The 18,000-nt window shown below is 29.9% G+C and carries 14 protein-coding genes and 1 pseudogene; 9 read left to right on the top strand and 6 right to left on the bottom strand.

The annotated features are described in order from the left end of the window. Positions 1-662 precede the first annotated feature (662 nt). A complete protein-coding gene (locus tag PZA12_RS14770; protein WP_078115283.1) occupies positions 663-1,523 on the top strand; it encodes an ABC transporter substrate-binding protein in 861 nt (286 codons plus the stop codon). A gap of 453 nt (positions 1,524-1,976) precedes the next feature. Here PZA12_RS14770 and PZA12_RS14765 read toward each other — a convergent pair whose 3' ends face one another. Further along, positions 1,977-2,624: a lactate utilization protein gene (locus PZA12_RS14765; RefSeq protein ID WP_078115284.1), complete on the bottom strand. Its 648-nt coding sequence runs from the start codon at positions 2,622-2,624 to the stop codon at positions 1,977-1,979. 212 nt (positions 2,625-2,836) lie between these two features. Between PZA12_RS14765 and PZA12_RS14760 the strand changes: the two genes are divergently transcribed. From PZA12_RS14760 to PZA12_RS14730, 7 genes are all read left to right on the top strand, one after another. Then, positions 2,837-3,049: a hypothetical protein gene (locus PZA12_RS14760; protein WP_017212936.1), complete on the top strand. Its 213-nt coding sequence runs from the start codon at positions 2,837-2,839 to the stop codon at positions 3,047-3,049. 407 nt (positions 3,050-3,456) lie between these two features. After that, positions 3,457-3,663 (top strand): 4Fe-4S dicluster domain-containing protein, encoded by a 207-nt coding sequence (locus PZA12_RS14755; RefSeq protein WP_242964346.1) that lies wholly within the window; start codon positions 3,457-3,459, stop codon positions 3,661-3,663. A gap of 586 nt (positions 3,664-4,249) precedes the next feature. After that, a complete protein-coding gene (locus tag PZA12_RS14750) occupies positions 4,250-5,119 on the top strand; it encodes a Tim44 domain-containing protein (protein ID WP_078115285.1) in 870 nt (289 codons plus the stop codon). Positions 5,120-5,581: 462 nt separating this feature from the next. Next, positions 5,582-6,517, top strand: coding sequence for a polysaccharide deacetylase family protein (locus PZA12_RS14745; RefSeq protein ID WP_078115286.1), 936 nt, complete (start codon positions 5,582-5,584; stop codon positions 6,515-6,517). 220 nt (positions 6,518-6,737) lie between these two features. Further along, positions 6,738-7,364, top strand: a complete 627-nt coding sequence (locus PZA12_RS14740) for a GntR family transcriptional regulator (RefSeq protein ID WP_078115287.1) — start codon at positions 6,738-6,740, stop codon at positions 7,362-7,364. Positions 7,365-7,726: 362 nt separating this feature from the next. Further along, the gene (locus PZA12_RS14735; RefSeq protein ID WP_078115288.1) at positions 7,727-8,854 is read left to right on the top strand and encodes an ABC transporter ATP-binding protein; all 1,128 of its coding nucleotides are present in this window, start codon (positions 7,727-7,729) and stop codon (positions 8,852-8,854) included. Position 8,855: 1 nt separating this feature from the next. Next, positions 8,856-10,430 (top strand): glycine betaine ABC transporter substrate-binding protein, encoded by a 1,575-nt coding sequence (locus PZA12_RS14730; RefSeq protein ID WP_078115289.1) that lies wholly within the window; start codon positions 8,856-8,858, stop codon positions 10,428-10,430. Between the two features lie 1,066 nt (positions 10,431-11,496). Here the strand turns inward: PZA12_RS14730 and PZA12_RS14725 are convergent. The 5 genes and pseudogenes from PZA12_RS14725 to PZA12_RS14705 all read right to left on the bottom strand — a co-directional run bounded on the left by PZA12_RS14725 (position 11,497) and on the right by PZA12_RS14705 (position 15,456). Beyond that, positions 11,497-12,498 (bottom strand): biotin-dependent carboxyltransferase family protein, encoded by a 1,002-nt coding sequence (locus PZA12_RS14725; protein WP_103698894.1) that lies wholly within the window; start codon positions 12,496-12,498, stop codon positions 11,497-11,499. Beyond that, positions 12,498-13,202: a 5-oxoprolinase subunit PxpB gene (gene pxpB, locus PZA12_RS14720; RefSeq protein ID WP_077844896.1), complete on the bottom strand. Its 705-nt coding sequence runs from the start codon at positions 13,200-13,202 to the stop codon at positions 12,498-12,500. Before pxpB ends, PZA12_RS14725 begins: the two co-directional genes overlap by 1 nt. A gap of 105 nt (positions 13,203-13,307) precedes the next feature. Further along, positions 13,308-13,388, bottom strand: a pseudogene (locus PZA12_RS14715) (D-glutamate cyclase family protein); the annotation flags it as partial. A gap of 7 nt (positions 13,389-13,395) precedes the next feature. Next, positions 13,396-14,628, bottom strand: a complete 1,233-nt coding sequence (locus PZA12_RS14710) for an NRAMP family divalent metal transporter (RefSeq protein WP_103698893.1) — start codon at positions 14,626-14,628, stop codon at positions 13,396-13,398. A gap of 69 nt (positions 14,629-14,697) precedes the next feature. Next, positions 14,698-15,456 carry a LamB/YcsF family protein gene (locus PZA12_RS14705; protein ID WP_103698892.1) on the bottom strand — a complete coding sequence of 253 codons (759 nt, stop codon included), beginning with the start codon at positions 15,454-15,456 and terminating at the stop codon, positions 14,698-14,700. Positions 15,457-15,875: 419 nt separating this feature from the next. Here PZA12_RS14705 and PZA12_RS14700 point away from each other — a divergent pair, with 419 nt between their 5' ends. After that, the gene (locus tag PZA12_RS14700) at positions 15,876-17,546 is read left to right on the top strand and encodes an acetolactate synthase large subunit (RefSeq protein WP_103698891.1); all 1,671 of its coding nucleotides are present in this window, start codon (positions 15,876-15,878) and stop codon (positions 17,544-17,546) included. Positions 17,547-18,000: the final 454 nt, after the last annotated feature.

Genomic DNA, 18,000 nt, shown 5'->3' with positions numbered 1-18,000 from the left:
CAACATTGGAACAACTTCTGATAAAGAAATACCTAAAGCCTATTCTCTGATGCAATACTGTACAAAAGAGTAATCTTTCTTTCTGGTGTATGATACATTTTAAATTATAGATATAGCCTTAAAAATTGTAGGAGGGATTGCACCGTTATAATACTCAAAATAAGAAGATTGCTTATTAGAATAATTTCTTGATTATAGAAAAATAAGCTAGATAAATTCATCATAAGGAGGTGCCTTGTATGAAACTATTAGTATCTGAAAGCTATAACTGGTTTGGTCCAATTGCGGCCTCTTACTATAGAATTCATCTTAAAGTTGTAAATAATAACTGACAAATAGTGAAAGTTGAATTATTAGGATTTTCATAATTTTCATCCTAAGAGACTATTCACAGATTCTTAATTACAATTATTACTTATCTTAAAATTCATCATCAAAAGTTGAAATCTAAATTGCAATTTAAACGTTTATTTAGGCTAGAGTTAATACATAAATTTCTGCATTAGTGTTCTGATGATAAATCTTTTGCAGGCTGTATATAACTAGTATAAATTTAGATTATAATTGGTTTATCTATAGAAAAAAATGTTTAAAATTTATTATATTAAGCAAAATATCAGTGGATTTAAAAATTACTATTTTATTTTAAAAGGGAGGCTTATATGGAAAAGATACTTAAGAAATTATTGATATTTATTGTTATAGTAAATTTTATTGGAATAATGTTTGAATGTACTGCTCTAAAAGATAATAGTAAAACTGCATTAGCAAATGTCTCAATTGAAAAAGATAGATTGCAGAGAATAAAAGAAAAAGGAGTAATAAATGTCGCGGCAATAACAAGCAGTCGTACATATTTTTATAGAGATACAAATACAAATGAGGTATCTGGTATAGAAGCAGATATACTAAATGAAATTTTAAAACGGCTTGGGATGAATGCAAAAATTGAAATCAACGAAGCAACATTTCTAAATTTCTTAGAAAAATTAACTACTGATGATAATATAGATATAGCATCAGGTGGAATATTTATAACGCCAGAACGTGAAAAGCTTGTAGCATTTACTCAGCCATTATATAAAATTTCAGAATCTATTGTGGTTCCAGCATTATCAACTATTAATTTTAAGAGTGATTTAAAAACTTCAGTGGTTGGAGTTGTAAAAGGTACAGTATATGAAAAGTTAGCAGAAAGATGGAAGAATGAGAACTTAATAAAAGATATAGCAACGTTTGATACTCTGCCTGAATTATTTAATGCTGTAAGTAGTATAAAAGTTGATGCAGGCATATTAGATTCTGTTGTCGGAAAATATTCTCTATTTAAAAATTCCAAGCTCCCTTTAAGATTACTAAGAGATTATACTCCAGAGTTAACTAATAACGTAGGCATAGCTATGAGAAAAAATGACATAACACTATTGAATGCTTTTAATGAAAAAATTAGTGAGATGAAAGCAGATGGTACAATGTATGCTATTTTTGTTGATAATGGGTTAGATAAAACTAATATGGCTTAAAATCAATATCTAAATATATCTAAAAGGTGATTATAAGGTTATTAGATAGACTTATAACGTTGAACTTATCTGCTTAAAAAAGTTAAGCAAAAATTATGTGAACTTTTTCAGCGGCATCTTTCGAAGTGTATTTATACATTCAAAAATATGTTATTTTTAAATTCGTACAAACAGAGAAATTAGATACATATTTGTGCAATAGGTATTTGAAAATAAGCTATATAGGTTCTTTATGGAAGGTTACTCCATTTGCTGCTTGTCACGCTGAAAGCGTGAGTATGCAGTAATGGAGGCAACCTGTCATTTTAGAACCTTTCAGCGAAATTTTCGTAGTCCTATGGAACTAATATGTATCCAATTAAGGTTGTCTTGTGAAATTTTAAAAGGAAACTCAACTCACATACGTTCACCGAGTAAGCAATTCATGTCGAATCACAGATTCAGGTTCTCTGCTTAAAAGCCAAAGTCTTCGCCAATTAGTATGATCTTTATCTTTTTTGCTGGCCTGCTAGTTCTTGTTGTTACCATTTGTGAACAAATACAATCTGGGCTTAGGCAATCTCCACAGCTGCCATTTATATAGCATGGAGTCTTCATATCTTGAAAATGCTGCATATTTGATGGTGCAGCAATTGTTCTAGCTCTTTGAATTGCATCATCAAGAGTTTTTACAACTTTATTCATTCCAGCCACAACTATAACACTTTTAGGTCCAAAAATCATTGCTGCTACACGATTCCCATTTCCATCGATATTAAATAGCTGACCATCTTCACTTATAGCATTACTGCTCATTAAAAATGTATCACATAAAAGTGCTTTTCTCATAAGTTCTGTTCGTTCTTCAGGACTCTTTCCAGTATCTCTATCTATAACTTGATAGCCTTTTTCTTTTACAAGTTCTTTTATGCCAATTTCAGTTAAGGTTTCAGAGCCACCCCAAGATACAACATGGTTTTCTGGAATCAAATCCAAAATTTGCTGAACTGCTTCATCCTTAGTCTTGCAATAATAAGCATCAAAATGACGCTTTTTCAAAGCATCAATTACCTTTGAGCTTAACTTATCATAACGTTTTATTAATAAAGATTGTCTTGTCATTTTTAAGGTCCCCCATAATTCATATATTTTATTTTATTCCTTGCGGAGAAAGTTAAATTGATATTTCTATAATATATTTATAACATAATTAACCAGTTTATATAAGAGCGCACTTTTCTGTAACATAGTATAAAAAATGATACTAAAAGATAAGTGAATATAATAATTTATTAGGAATATAATTAAGTAATGAAATCAAAGGAGATATGGATTTGAAGCTTGATTTAGATAAAAAAGATTTAATTTCTTTAGTTAAAGGAACGGACCCAAATTTAAATGTAATGGAGCATCCTAAAATAAGTTGTTGTGGAAATTATAGAGTGCAAAATAGTAGATGGGATTGGAATCAGCATGTTTTTGAAAAATATACTGATGAAGAAATATATGAAATATATAAGATATGCAAAAATAGTTGGGGTGAATAGATATCCAAATTTAAAGCTAGATTTATGTGGTACTTACCGAAATCATAAATATTTTGTTCCGAAAAGCTATGAAAATATCACTGAAAATTCTAAGTTGCAGGTTTCACCACTTTAGCATGCTCCTACTTTCAGTATGACAAGCTAAAGTGGAACAACCAACAACTAAGAATACTAGCAGTTCATTTTCAAATGTTTTCTCCACAAATATATTTATGATTTCTAGTGAAGATATGAACTTAAAGTTTTGAAAACTCTATAAGCATATTTATCTAATAAGTCAAATTCTTAAATTGGGTATCTATAAGCGTGGAGGAATACACCTCTAAATATAAAGTTAAGTAAATTTTATGAATGAGGGCATGAAAATTATAACTTAATTTACTATTTTGATACAGCGTATATGTATCATGCATTTAAGAATACCAAAATATTTCTCTCTATTTAATAACTATAAACAATTTGGCCCTGGGATTTCACAGGTCTACTATAATAATTTAACTCAAGAGCATGGAAAGGCTTCTGATTGCATAGGATGCAAGCAATGTGAAGGACATTGTCCACAACATATAGAAATTACAAAATGCTTAAACGATGTAGCGGCTGTATTTGAATAAGAATTGGATTAAAATGAACTAAATTATTTAAGAGTCAAGCAAAAAACAATTTTAAGGATTGTTTTTGCTTGGCTCTTTATTGTTAATGTAAAACATGTTTTAAATAAATATATTTTCCAATAAAACTTTTTAACAATTAAAAAAGTTAAAAAGTTACAAATAAAGAAATTTAACAATATAACAATTTATATTAAACAAGAACCGCATTACTTTATGAAATGTAGTATATTGAGGTTATAAGAAATAATAGATTTTAAATGAATATACCTTATATTTGTTTAGTTATATACATAATATTGGAATTAATATTATAATTATTATATGAAAATAGTGTAATTGAGAATACGATAATGTGCTTACACAAATGTGAATTTGGAAGAAAAAAATGGATGAGCTCCGTCTAGTATTTATATTGGGTTGTACCCCATAACAAAACTATATGAATTTATTATATTTTGAGGATAAAAAACAGCTGAACCAACATTTTTAGAAGATAATAAAAAATGAATTTTATTTTAATAAGAAGTTTCTTAATGAAGACAGTATTTTGGAATTCATAAACTTATATATATTCAGGGGGAATAATATGTGGGAAATATTTAAAGAGCCAAATAAGCGCAGTAAATATGTTAAGAAGATAGTTCAGATGCTAAATGATTCTGAGACTTTGTATTATTTAAATATGGCTACTGATAGACGTAATAGATATGATAGAGAAGCTATGACGGATCTATTCTTTTTTAAGACTAAAATGTTTATTGTGATAATTACGTTAATAGCACTTTTAAATAAGTTAGGATTACCTGACATTATTAAATGGTATGATAATGGAGGAAAGTTTCCAATAAAATCTGCTTTTTTAGTTGGCTTAAGTTTAGTAATAATTATCATTCATATTTTAAAGCTGGATGATTATTGCATTAATAATCTTGTATACAATAACGATATGAATAAGAAAAAGAAGAAAACAAATGAATTTATAAATACAATAAAGAAGGATCCTAAAAATATTTCTTACGCTTTTCTTAGAAGTACTGTAAAAGAAACATTTTCTAAGGTGATTGAGTCACTGGAACGTATGAACTTTGAAATGTGTCAAAAATATATAAGTACCGAGTGTTATGATGCGCTGCAATCACAATGTAAAAGACACTCTTTTGAGAATATTGGAAGGATAATAGAAGAACTTGAACTTATAGAAGCAGAGCCAGTTGGAATTATTCATCATCATGATAGTTATAAGGATGTTGTATGGTTTGTCATTAAATATAATGCAAAGGATTATGTGGTAGACGAAACAGATGGAGAGATGCTATTTGGAAGCAATAAAGTTAAGACTTTTGTACAATATTGGAAGTTTCAAAAAGCAGAGGAAAATACTTGGCTGCTAAGTGATGTGGTAGCAAAAGGAGAGCGTGATATAAAAAAATGCTTTAATATTACTGAAGAGTTTTAATTTTGGCTATAATTTTAATACTCTATGTTAAAGAATAGGAATGATCAATTTAAAGTGAAAACTGTGCATAGTTTCTTTAGAAGTAGAAGAAATTAGGCATAGTTTATTATTCTTCGTAACAGATATTATGGCAGATAAATAAGTTAATAAATTGTAATATTTTTGTTACAAATAATTAAGTATTTTAAATTAAAATATTGATATGGCTTATGGAGGTGTTTGTTTTTGCACGTAATAAAAAATATTTTGGCGATTATTGTTATATGATACAATTTTCTTATATAATGAGGTATAATTTTTAGTAGTTAAATGATAATTATGGAAAGATATTATATATGTTGCAATTCATAATGCACATTTTACAATTCACAATTGCAGCTAAAATTCTTGTAATATTTTAGAATTATTTATAAAGGATTATTTTTGTAATATACATAATAAGAAATACGAGGGGATAAGGAAATGAGAAACAATTACAGATATAGCAGATATAACAGAAATGCTCGCATACGAAGAAAGAGAATATTAATTTTAACTATTATAATTGTGGCATTAGGCGGTTTAGCTGCATCTATAATAGATGATAAATTTTTTTCAAAGGATAAAAATGTACAAGCACTTGCATCTAATGAGGCTGTTGGGTCAAATCAAGATGATGAAGCTAATAAAACCAAAGAAGATGACACAAATGCTGAAGTGCAAAATGATTCTTATGTTGATGATGTTGCATCTGTAGAGAAATTTTTAACGCAACAAGCGAAAGGACAGAAAATTGAAGATACTGATGGTAAAAAAGTCGTTTACTTATCTTTTGATGACGGACCATCTGAAACTAATACTCCATCAATATTAAAGACTCTTAAGGAGGAAAATGTAAAAGCAACTTTTTTTGTTCTTGGAAAAGCAATAGACCAAAGTGAAGCTAATAAAAATTTGCTAAAGCAGGAACTTGAAGAAGGACATGCTATAGGAAATCATTCATATTCACATAATTACAAGTACTTATATCCGAATGGAAGTGTCAACACAAATAACTTCATGTCGGAGATTAATAAAACTAATGAGTCATTAAAGAAAGTTTTAGGAGAGGATTTTTCTACAAGGGCTATTAGATTTCCAGGGGGGCATATGTCTTGGAAAAATACTGGGGAAGTGGATAAAATAATGAAGGAAAAAGATTATCATTATGTAGATTGGAATGCATTATCAAAAGATGCAGAAGGCCCTCATAAAAATGCAGATCAATTAACAGAAGAGGTTAAGAAGACAGTTGAAAACAAAACAAAAGTAGTACTATTAATGCATGACACATATGGTAAAGAAGAAACAGCTAAAGCCTTACCAGGAATAATAGAGTATTTAAAGGGGCAAGGGTATGAATTTAGAACTTTTAAGTAAAAATTAGTAGTGTAGTGATGAAACTTTTTTGTTATTTATTTAGGCTTTAAAATTTATAAGGTTTTGATTCTCTGGATTTTATAAATTATATGAAGTTAGATTATAATAAGTTAAGAAAAATAGCAGAAAATAAAAATATATGATAAAATACCTTTGGAAGTATTCCGTAATATTTTCAAAGGTATTTAAATTTTATTTTAATAAGAGGATAGAAGAAAAGATGGAAAAAAAAATAAGAATAGTTAGTCCTGTTTATCAGCAGATTGCCACAGATATTGCTTCAAAAATAGCAAGTGGATATTATCAAGTTGGTGAAAAAATATATGCACGTTCTGTACTTGCAAGTCAATATGGAGTTTCAGCAGAAACAGCTAGAAGAGCTATAGCAATACTTGCTGATGTGGATATTGTAGATGCTAATAAGGGCAGTGGTGTAATAATAAAATCAACTGAAAATGCCATAAAATTTATCAAGCAGTATAATGATGTTAAAACGGTTAATGATTTAAGAAATGATATATTAAATAAATTAGAAGAGCAAAAAAAAGAAAATGATTTATTAAGGGAACAAATAATTGATTTGTTAGATAGAACTGATAGATTTAAGTCCATAAACCCATTCATACCATTTGAGATACGTATAACTAAGGAAACGCCATACATAGATAAAAATGTAGCTGAAATTAATTTTTGGCATAATACCTCTGCAACAATTGTATGTATCAAAAGAAATGGATGTCTAGAAATGTCACCAGGGCCATATGCTGTGTTACGTGATAATGATATTTTTTATTTTGTCGGCGATGAAAGCTGCTATGAGAGAGTAAATAAATTCTTATATCCATAATATATCTCTAAATTAATTTGTAACGGGTAATATATTAATCATTTAGATTATAAAAATGGTTAGTATATTACCCGTTATAATTTTAGCGTGAAAAATCTGAATCTAAATCAAAATTAAGTATATAACAGCTCACTTCCAATGCCCCTTGAATGTTATGATTCAAGAGTTTATCAATATTTATCTAATTTCGCTCTTTGTAGTATCTCAGATTTTCAATGTGAGACTCTATAACACAAAAAGTAAAAAAGTTCAAATTTGACAAAAGTAACAACCTTATATTACAATTAAGTTGTTACTAAAACTATAAAAAGTAACAACTTGTATATAGATATAAAGTTGTTAACGAAAGGGGAGTGGAATTTTTGATAGAATTTAAAAATGTTCGCAAAGATTTTAAAAACAAAACAATACTCAAGGATATTACACTAAAGATAAATAGAGGAGAGCTTGTTGCTATTATAGGATCAAGTGGATGTGGAAAGACCACAACCTTAAAAATGATAAATAGGCTAATTAAGCCAACGTCAGGTAAGATTTTTATTAATGGAGAAGATATTGCTTCAAAAGATGTAATAAAACTTAGACGAAATATTGGATATGTAATACAGCAGACAGGATTGTTTCCGCATCTTACAATTAGAGAAAATATTGAGATGATTCCTAAAGTTGAAAAGTTAAACAAAACAAGTATAGAAAAAAGAACTCTTGAACTTATGGATATGGTTGGATTAAACAGCAATGACTTTTTAGATAGATATCCAACAGAACTTAGTGGTGGGCAGCAGCAGAGAGTAGGTGTTGCAAGAGCCTTTGCTACTAATCCAGAAATAATTTTAATGGACGAGCCTTTTAGTGCATTAGATCCAATTACTAGAGTTCAGCTTCAAGAGGAGTTAATTGATTTACAAAGTAAATTAAAAAGAACTATTGTGTTTGTAACTCATGATATGGATGAAGCAATAAAAATAGCAGATAAGATTTGTATAATGAATAAAGGTGAAATTGTGCAATATGATACGCCTGAAAATATACTTAAAAATCCTATAAACGATTTTGTAAGTGAATTTATAGGAAAGAATAGAATATGGTCTTCACCAGAATTTATAAGAGCTAAGGATATAATGATTGACCATCCTGTTGTTTGTTTTAAAAATGCATCACTTTTAAGATGTATTGAAAAAATGAGAAGTTCAAAAGTTGATAGTTTAATGGTTGTAGATAGAGAAAGTTATCTTTTAGGAATTATTACAGCAAAGCAGATTCAAAATAAAACTGATAGAAATATTCCTGTAGAAGAGATAATGAATAAAAAATTTATAAGCGTACAGCCTGATGATTCAATTATAGACATTCTTGAACTTGTAAAGGAACATAAAATAGGACAAGTACCTGTTCTTGATGACTTTGGAGTTTTAAAAGGCATAATTACCAAAAGTAGCTTGGTAACAACTTTAAGTAGTCAATTTTTAGATATGGAAGAGGTGAATTAGTATGAACGAATTTTTAAATTATATATTTACATCAAAAGATCAGATAATTACATTGCTGCTTGAACACATTAAGCTTACAGCATTATCAGTTGGGATAGCAATAATAATTGGTATGCCACTAGGAATTCTTACAAGCTATGTGAAAAAGCTAAACAAGCCAATCTTAGGAATAGCTAGTGTTGTACAAGCAATTCCAAGTATGGCACTGCTAGGATTTGCAATACCGTTCTTAGGGATTGGTACACCGCCAGCGATTGTAATGGTAGTACTATACTCATTATTGCCAATTATAAAAAATACAACAACAGGGATTGATAGTATAAATTCAGACATGCTAGAGGCTTCAAAGGGAATAGGACTTACTAAATTTCAAGTTTTAGTTAAGGTTCAAATTCCATTAGCACTACCAGTAATAATGTCAGGAATAAGAATTTCAGCAGTTACAGCAGTAGGACTTATGACTATGGCAGCCTTTATTGGTGGCGGTGGTCTAGGATATTTAGTCTTTTCTGGTATAAGAACTGTTAACAATTATCAAATTTTAGCAGGAGCAATACCTGCATGTGTATTAGCATTATTAGTAGATGGATTATTTAGTATTGTGGAAAAACTTGTTACACCAATCAGTTTGCAAAAAGCTAATAATAAATCCAAAGAAGCAAAAATAAGAGCTAGAAAAATACAAAAAGGTATATTAGCAGCAACTGCATGTTTACTTATTGGGATTTTTGCAGTAAGTGGATTATCTAAAAAGATTTCTAATAAAAAAGTTATTACAATTGGTAGCAAGGACTTTACTGAACAAGAGATTTTAGGAAATATATTATCAGAGCTTATTGAAAGAAAAACAGATATTTCAGTTAATCGTAAATTTGCATTAGGTGGTACTCAGGTTATATTTTCAGCTATGCAAAATGGAGATGTTGATATGTCTGTAGATTATACGGGTACAGCCTATGGAGATGAATTAAAGTATAAACCTATATCAGATGTAGAAGAAGTTTATAATACAGTAAAAAAAGATTTTAAAGATAAGTATAATATAGAAGTATTAAAACAGATGGGATTTAATAATACCTATACACTTGCTGTAACGAAAGAAACTGCTAAAAAATATAATCTCAAAACAATAAGTGACCTATCTAAAGTATCAAATGACATTACTGCAACTACAACCTTAGAGTTCCTGAATAGGGAAGATGGACTAGTAGGCTTATCTAAAAAATATAATTTGAATTTTAAGAATACTGTAGGTATAGATGGTAGTCCTAGGTATGCGGCATTAATGAACAAAGAAAGTGATGTTATAGATGCATTTTCAACAGATGGATTATTAAAAAAATATGATTTAAGTGTTTTAAAAGATGATAAAAACTTCTTCCCTCCATATTATGCGGTTCCAGTTGTACGAGCTGAGATATTAAAGAAATATCCTGAAATTCAACCGCTTGTAGAAGAAGTAGGAGATTTACTTAATAATGATGTAATGGGCGAATTAAACTATGAAGTAGATGAATTAAAAAAAGATCCTAAAGATGTTGCTGTAGAATTTCTACAAAAAAATGGATTGATTTAATTAAAGCAAAAAAATTTATAGATGTCCAACTTTAAAACTAGACTTATGTGATAAACTTACCGAAATCATAAATATTTTGATTCCGAAAAGCTATGAAAATATCGCTGAAGGTTCTAAGCAGCAGGTTATATCCACTTTAGCATGCTCCAACTTTCCTAGGGAAGCTCGACTCATTACATTCGCTGAGGAAGTTCGACAACCCAAAATAAAATTTTGGACTCTCACTTCACAAGCTAAAATGGAACAACCTACAGCTAAGAACCTTTAACAGCTCATTTTCAAATGTTTTCTACACAAATATATTTGTGATTTCTAGTGAAGATATGAGCTTAAAGTTTTAGCAACTTTGTAAATATGTTCATCTAATAAGTCTAATTCTTAAATTGTTTATCTATATAGATAACCCAACTAAGACCTGAACTTATGCATATAACTAGCCGAAATGAATAACATACTTTTGTTCCAGTTTCTAGGTAATTCTGATGGGTCATTCTAAGGCTATAAAGTTGCGCCCAAAGTGCTAGCCTCAAAGAACAATCGCTCACAGAGAAAGTTCGAAGAACGAAATATAAAATTTCGATTCTCACTTTTTGAACTAGCACATTTGGGACAACTTATAGCCAAAGGATCACATCCATCAAAATTACCAATGAAACATTCCACAAAAGTATATTACTCATTTCTGGTTGGAATATATTTCATAAGCTATACTTATGTAGCAACTTACCGTTTAACAAATCATTTCCAAATGTTTTATCCTTATTATGCCACTTGTGGCTACAAATATATTTATTATTTCTAGTGAAGATATGAATCTAAAGTTTTAGCAATTTTATAAATATTCTCATCTAATAAGTTGAATTCTTAAATTTTTTATCTGTAAATGATGCTAGAAATATATATATAAAACTTTAAAAGATCAAAAATTCTTACCTTTTTAAATTTTTTACAATTTAAAAAGGTAAGAATTTAAAAAGATAAAAAGGTACATTAGTATAAATCTTTATTTATTTCTAAAAATTTAGTTTTAAAAGTTCCTACTATTAATATATTCACTCATTAAACTCTATATAGTTATTAATCTCATTGATTTTTTTAGCTCTACAATATCTTTTTCTCTTTTAAAATATAGTTTTTCAGCTTCCTTTAGTGTGATTTTCTTAAATGTAATTTTATCGTTAGGTTTTAGCTGAACTATTTTTTGTATGTCTACAGATGCAACATGAGCAATCTTTGGATATCCTCCAGCTGTCTGTCTATCGGCTAAAAGAATGATTGGATTGCCATCTGGAGGAATTTGAATAGTTCCAACAGATACTTCTTCAGATATCATTTCTAATTTTTCTTTAAGTTCAATTTTTTCACCAGATAAACGATAACCCATTCTATCAGACTGATTTTCTACGTTAAACTTTGAATTAAAGAATTTATTTATGCTTTCTTCAGAGATCGCATTAAATTGTCTGTCTTCAAATACTCTAATAACTGTACTATCAGGGTTTTGCATCATGAAGTTTTTCATATACCAGCCTGAAGAAACAAAGTCTCCATTGCCCTCAATATCTTTCATTTTTTTTATTATTTCATGTGATAGCTGACTTTTAACACCAATGCTAAGTACATCATCTTTTCTTAGTGCTCTTCCATTAAAACCACCAAATCCAGCCCTTAAGTATGTACTTTTACTTCCCATAATCTTTGGAACATCAAAGCCTCCAGCAACAGCCAAGTAAGATCGGCAGCCTTTAATACATGGGCCAAATTTTAGGATACAGTCCTTAGTTAAATAAATAGGTCTTCCCATAGGAACTTTTATTTCATTAATGGTAGGGGAGAGATTTCCACCAGTTAATGAAAATAAAGTTCCTTTTTCAAGCTTTAAGGAAGGTCCAATTAATGTCATTTCTAAGACAGATTCATTTTCATCATTTCCAACCATAATATTAGAAAGTCTCATTGCATAAGTATCCATGGCTCCGCTGACTATAACTCCATATTTTTGATAGCCAATTCTTCCAAGATCTTGGATAGTTGTGAGAAGTCCTGAGCTCAAAACAGATATATTCACTAATTTTCCTCCTTTAGCTTTAAGTAATCTTCATAAGAAATAGGATAGAATTTAGCTATATCTCCAGCTTTTAAAAGACTTTTAGGATTCCCATCTAAATTAAACATTTTTAATGGAGTTCTTCCAATAAGCTGCCATCCGCCTGGAGTTTCTATTGGGTATACTCCAGTCTGCATTCCAGCAATGCCAACTGATCCAGCTGGTATTACTGCTCTTGGCGACTCGCGTCTTGGTGCTGAAATTTTTTCAGACATTCCTCCTAAATAAGGAAAGCCTGGTGCAAATCCGATCATATATACTAAATAGTTTCCTTCTGAATGAATTTTAATTACTTCATCTACTGTAAGATTATTAATTTTAGCCACATGTTCTAAATCTGGGCCAAATTCTCCTCCATAGCATACAGGGATTGCAACAATGTGCTCCTTGTCAGGTGAAGTAAAGTCAAGCTTGGACAATATATCATTTAAAATAGATTTTACATCATCATAAGGAGAGTCGGTATTAAGTTTTAAAGGATTATAAACAATAGAAACACTAGCAAAGGCAGGTATATATTCTACCATTCCAGTGAAAGGATGTTTATCAAGATATGAACAGAAAGTACGAACTTTCTTATTTATATCTGCACTAATTTCTTTCCCGAATTCAACTAAAGCTGATGTTTCACTTATTTGAGAAATTTCAAATTTATTTTTATCCATAGTATATTAGCCTCCAAAGATTTTTGAAAATTATAAAACACTAAACTGTTCATCATTTATATCAGTTATAAACATATGCCTTGGAGAATGAGTGATCATAATCTATGGTTTAACTTCCATAGCAACTGCTTGTGGAGTTACACCACAGGCCCAAAATACTGGAACCTCATTCTCTTTGATAGTAACCTAATAATTAGAAAAGCTGCGTAAGAGCAGTATGAACACTCATATATGCTGTAATTGCTACAACTATGAATCCAGCAATAGTCATCCAAACAGGGTGTTTATATTCTCCAACAATTTTTTTATTATGAGCACCAATTAAAATAGAAGTAAGTGTTATAGGAAGTACGAATCCATTTATTGTCCCAACAATAACAAGAACTTTTGCTGGTTGTCCTACTATTACAAAAACAATAGTAGAAAAAACAATAAATGCAATTATAATTTTGCTATAGAATTTATCTATTTTTTCACTGAAAGATTTCATAAATGATACTGAAGTATAAGCACAACCTATAACTGATGTAGTTCCAGCTGACCATAATACTATTCCAAAAATTTTATAGCCTATATCTCCAGCGGCACTTTGAAAAACAGAAGCAGCAGGATTTGTAGGGTCTATTGCATATCCTTTTGTAATAACACCAAGAGCAGCCAAGAAAAGAACTACGCGCATAACTCCAGTAATTAAAATTCCAGTTACAGAGCTTTTTGTTGCTTCTGGAACTAAGTTTTTTCCCTTTATTCCTGCATCTATAAGTCTATGAGCACCCGCAAAAGTTATATAACCTCCTACAGTTCCTCCTACAAGTGTGATTATAGACATCATATCAATTGAATCGGGAAAAATACTTTTCACAGCAGCTTGTCCTACTGGCGGAGTAGCAGCTATCATGACAAATATAGCTAATAATATTCTGACGATACCAAAAGCCCTCACAAATCTATCCATTATTTCTCCAACTTGCTTAAATAAGAAAATAGATAGTGCAATAAATGCAGTGATTATGGCTCCAGCTTTGAATGGTATTCCAAATAAAACATTTAATCCAAGAGCTGCTCCAGCAACATTACCAATATTGAAAGCTAAACCTCCAATTACAATTAAAGTTGTAACAACATATCCAAGCCCAGGAAGGACCAAATTAGCAATTTCTTGACCTCTTTTTCCTGAAGCAACGATAATCCGCCAAACATTAAGTTGAACACCAATGTCAAGTATTATTGATGCCAATATTACAAAACCAAAACTAGGACCTAATTTCTGAGTAAATACTGTGGTCTGAGTTAAAAACCCAGGGCCTATTGCTGTGATTGCCATTAGAAAAATTGCACCCAAATAAGATTTTAGTTTAGAAGTACTTTTAAACCCACTTATTTCTTCCGTGATTGGACTTTCTTTTAATTCTTTTAATTCTTCCATATTATAGCCCCCTTATAATATAATTTTTTTATTGATATAAATATAAGTTCTTCATATATAATTTAAAAATTACTCAAAAGAAATAATTTCTATACCCGAATTAGTTAAAGTGTTATTTATTTCAAGAGCAAAGTTTAAAGCTTTAGCACTATCCCCATGAATGCATACAGTTTCGGCTTCAATACCTATATCATTACCTTGCTGACATTTAACCTTTTTATCCTTAACCATACGTATAACGCGTTCTATAGATTCTTTTTCATCAGTTACCATAGCGTCACTTTGACTTCTTGGTGTTAAAGAACCATCATTTTGATATGTTCTATCTGCAAAAACCTCACTAGCTGTTCTAAGGCCAACTAAACGCCCCTGTTTAATTGATTCACTTCCTGCTAGACCAAATAAAATTAATTCTGGATTTATATCATAAACTGCTTGTGCTATTGCTATTGCTAATTTTTCATCTTTTGCAGCCATATTGTATAATGCTCCATGAGGTTTTACATGCTGCATAGTTCCACCTTCAGCTTTTATAAATCCGTATAAGGCTCCAACTTGGTATATTACCATGTCGTATGCCTCATCTGGAGTGATTGACATATTTCTTCTTCCGAAACCAATTAAATCTGGAAGACCAGGATGAGCACCAATTGATACATTATTGAGTAGAGCGTTTTTAACAGTTTTTCTCATAACTGACGGATCGCCTGCATGAAATCCACAAGCAATATTTACTGAAGTAACATACTTAAGAATCTCTTCATCAGAGCCAATTTTATAAGCACCAAAGCTTTCCCCAAGATCTGAATTTAAATCTATTTTGTACATAAACTATTCCCCCTTAAAAATAATTCTTATATTAAGTTTTTTATTAACATCTGTAAGTTAAAAAGAATAAATATAAAAAAAGAGCCATTTTAATAAATGACTCCATTGTCTTACTATTTAATTATAATTTTACATAAAAAATAAATTTTTTTCAAGAATTTATTTAAAATTAAATATATTTACCAAAACAATTTTATCATTATTCTAAACATCATTCAAACAAATTTTTTATTGTAGAACTACAACTAAACAGTTGTTAAATAAATTATTTGATTTTCCTCATTTAATCACAACCATTTTATTGTAATTAAATAGGAAAAAAGTTGTTGGAAAAACATTTTTAATTGAAGTATGATGTTTGAGAAAATATTAATGCATTAAGCATAATACTAAAATATATAGATTAGAGGATGTTTATTATGGGGACAGAAAAAAATGAAAAAGCTCAATTAAATACAGCACAGCTGTTAGTTAAATGCTTGGAAGCAGAAGGAGTAGAATATATTTTTGGAATTCCAGGAGAGGAAAACTTAGAAGTAATGAATGCTATTGAAGGGTCAAGTATTAAGTTTATTACGACTCGTCATGAACAAGGGGCTGCATTTATGGCTGATTTATATGGACGGTTAACAGGTAAAGCAGGAGTATGCTTATCAACACTTGGTCCAGGAGCAACTAATTTAGTAACAGGAGTAGCAGATGCACATAGCGATGGTGCCCCTGTAGTTGCAATAACTGGACAGGTTGGAACTGAAAGAATGCATATAACATCGCATCAATTTTTGGATCTTTGTAAAATGTTTGAACCAATTACTAAGAGAAGTAAGCAAATTGTTAGACCAGATACAGTAAATGAAATTGTAAGAATTGCTTTCAAATATGCTGAAAGCGAAAAACCTGGAGCCTGTCATATAGACTTACCTGTAAATATTTCAAAGATGCCTGTAAGTATTTGTGAAAAACCATTAGAAAAGAAAATTCCACCAAAAGAATATGCAGCCTTAGCATCAATAGAAGAAGCTGCAAGTGAGATATTTAAAGCAAGAAATCCAGTTATTTTAGCTGGAAGTGGAGCTATTCGTAATAATGCTGCAAAAGCAGTTACAGAATTCGCAAGTAATTTAAAGATTCCAGTAATAAATACTATGATGGCAAAAGGAATAATTCCTTTTGATAATATATATTCAATGTGGACAATAGGAATTCCCCAGAAAGATTATGTAAATAAAGTTATTGAAGATGCTGATTTAGTAGTTACAATTGGTTATGATATTGTAGAATATGCACCAGCAAAATGGAATGTAAATGGAGATACTAAAATTGTCCATGTCGACACCAGACCATCACACATCAATAAGCTTTATCAGCCAATAGTTGAAGTAGTTGGTGATATTTCAGATGCTTTATATAATATAATGAGAAGAACATCTAGAAAAGAAGAGCCAGTTGACGCACTAAAAATCAAAGAAAAAATGGTTAATGAACATCAAATCTATGCAGAGGATGAAAGTTTTCCAATGAAACCTCAGAAAATTTTAAGTGATGTCAGAAAAGTTATGGGCCCCCATGACATTGTGGTTTCAGATGTTGGAGCACATAAGATGTGGATTGCAAGGCACTATAATTGCTATGAGCCAAACACCTGTATAATTTCTAATGGTTTTGCAACGATGGGAATAGGAGTTCCAGGTGCAATTGCAGCAAAATTAATAAATCCTAGTAAGAAAGTATTAGCAATTGTTGGTGATGGCGGTTTTATGATGAATAATCAGGAAATAGAAACAGCACTTCGTATAGGTACTCCGATTGTCGTTTTAATTTTTAACGATAGAAATTATGGGTTAATAAAATGGAAACAAGAAGATCAGTACGGCAAGAGCTGCTATGTAGAATTCACAAATCCAGACTTTGTTAAAATGGCCGAAAGTATGTATGCAAAAGGATATAGAGTGGAAAAGTCAGAAGACTTAATACCAATTTTAGAGGAAGCCTTTAAGCAAGATGTGCCAGTAATTATTGATTGTCAGGTTGATTATAGAGAAAATACAAAGTTAACAAAGCATTTAGCAGAAGTATATAAGAATCTTTAAGCAAAAAATATGACGTAGAGATGATATTTAAAACTAGGAGCTAGAAAACGAAAGATTATTTGTTAAAACAGAAATTTATTTTTCTAAAATATGTAAAGAATTTATTTATAAATTTAAAACTCTACTGGAGAAATACTAAATTAAATAAATTTATAGGGAAAACTCTGGATTGCAAGGAAAAAGAAGTATATGATAAAATAGAAGAGTTATTAAGCGTACTAATTTCTAGAAAGCTTTAAGAGAATAGAATGTTTTAGAAGATTAACTAATTATAGCTTGAGGATAGTATCATAGGAAAGTAAATACGTTTGATGATAAATAATCAAGTAGAATTATAGATAAACCAACTAAGCCTAAAACTTATGCATATATTTCTAGTTGGAATATATTTTACAGTATATATCTAGCTTATAATTGGTTTATTTATAGATGCAATATATTTATATTAAATACA

It is taken from the genome of Clostridium beijerinckii (genome assembly GCF_036699995.1).
Taxonomy (GTDB): domain Bacteria; phylum Bacillota; class Clostridia; order Clostridiales; family Clostridiaceae; genus Clostridium; species Clostridium helianthi.
The sequence above is the reverse complement of the archived record's forward strand: the minus strand, read 5'-3'. Positions and strand labels throughout refer to the sequence as shown.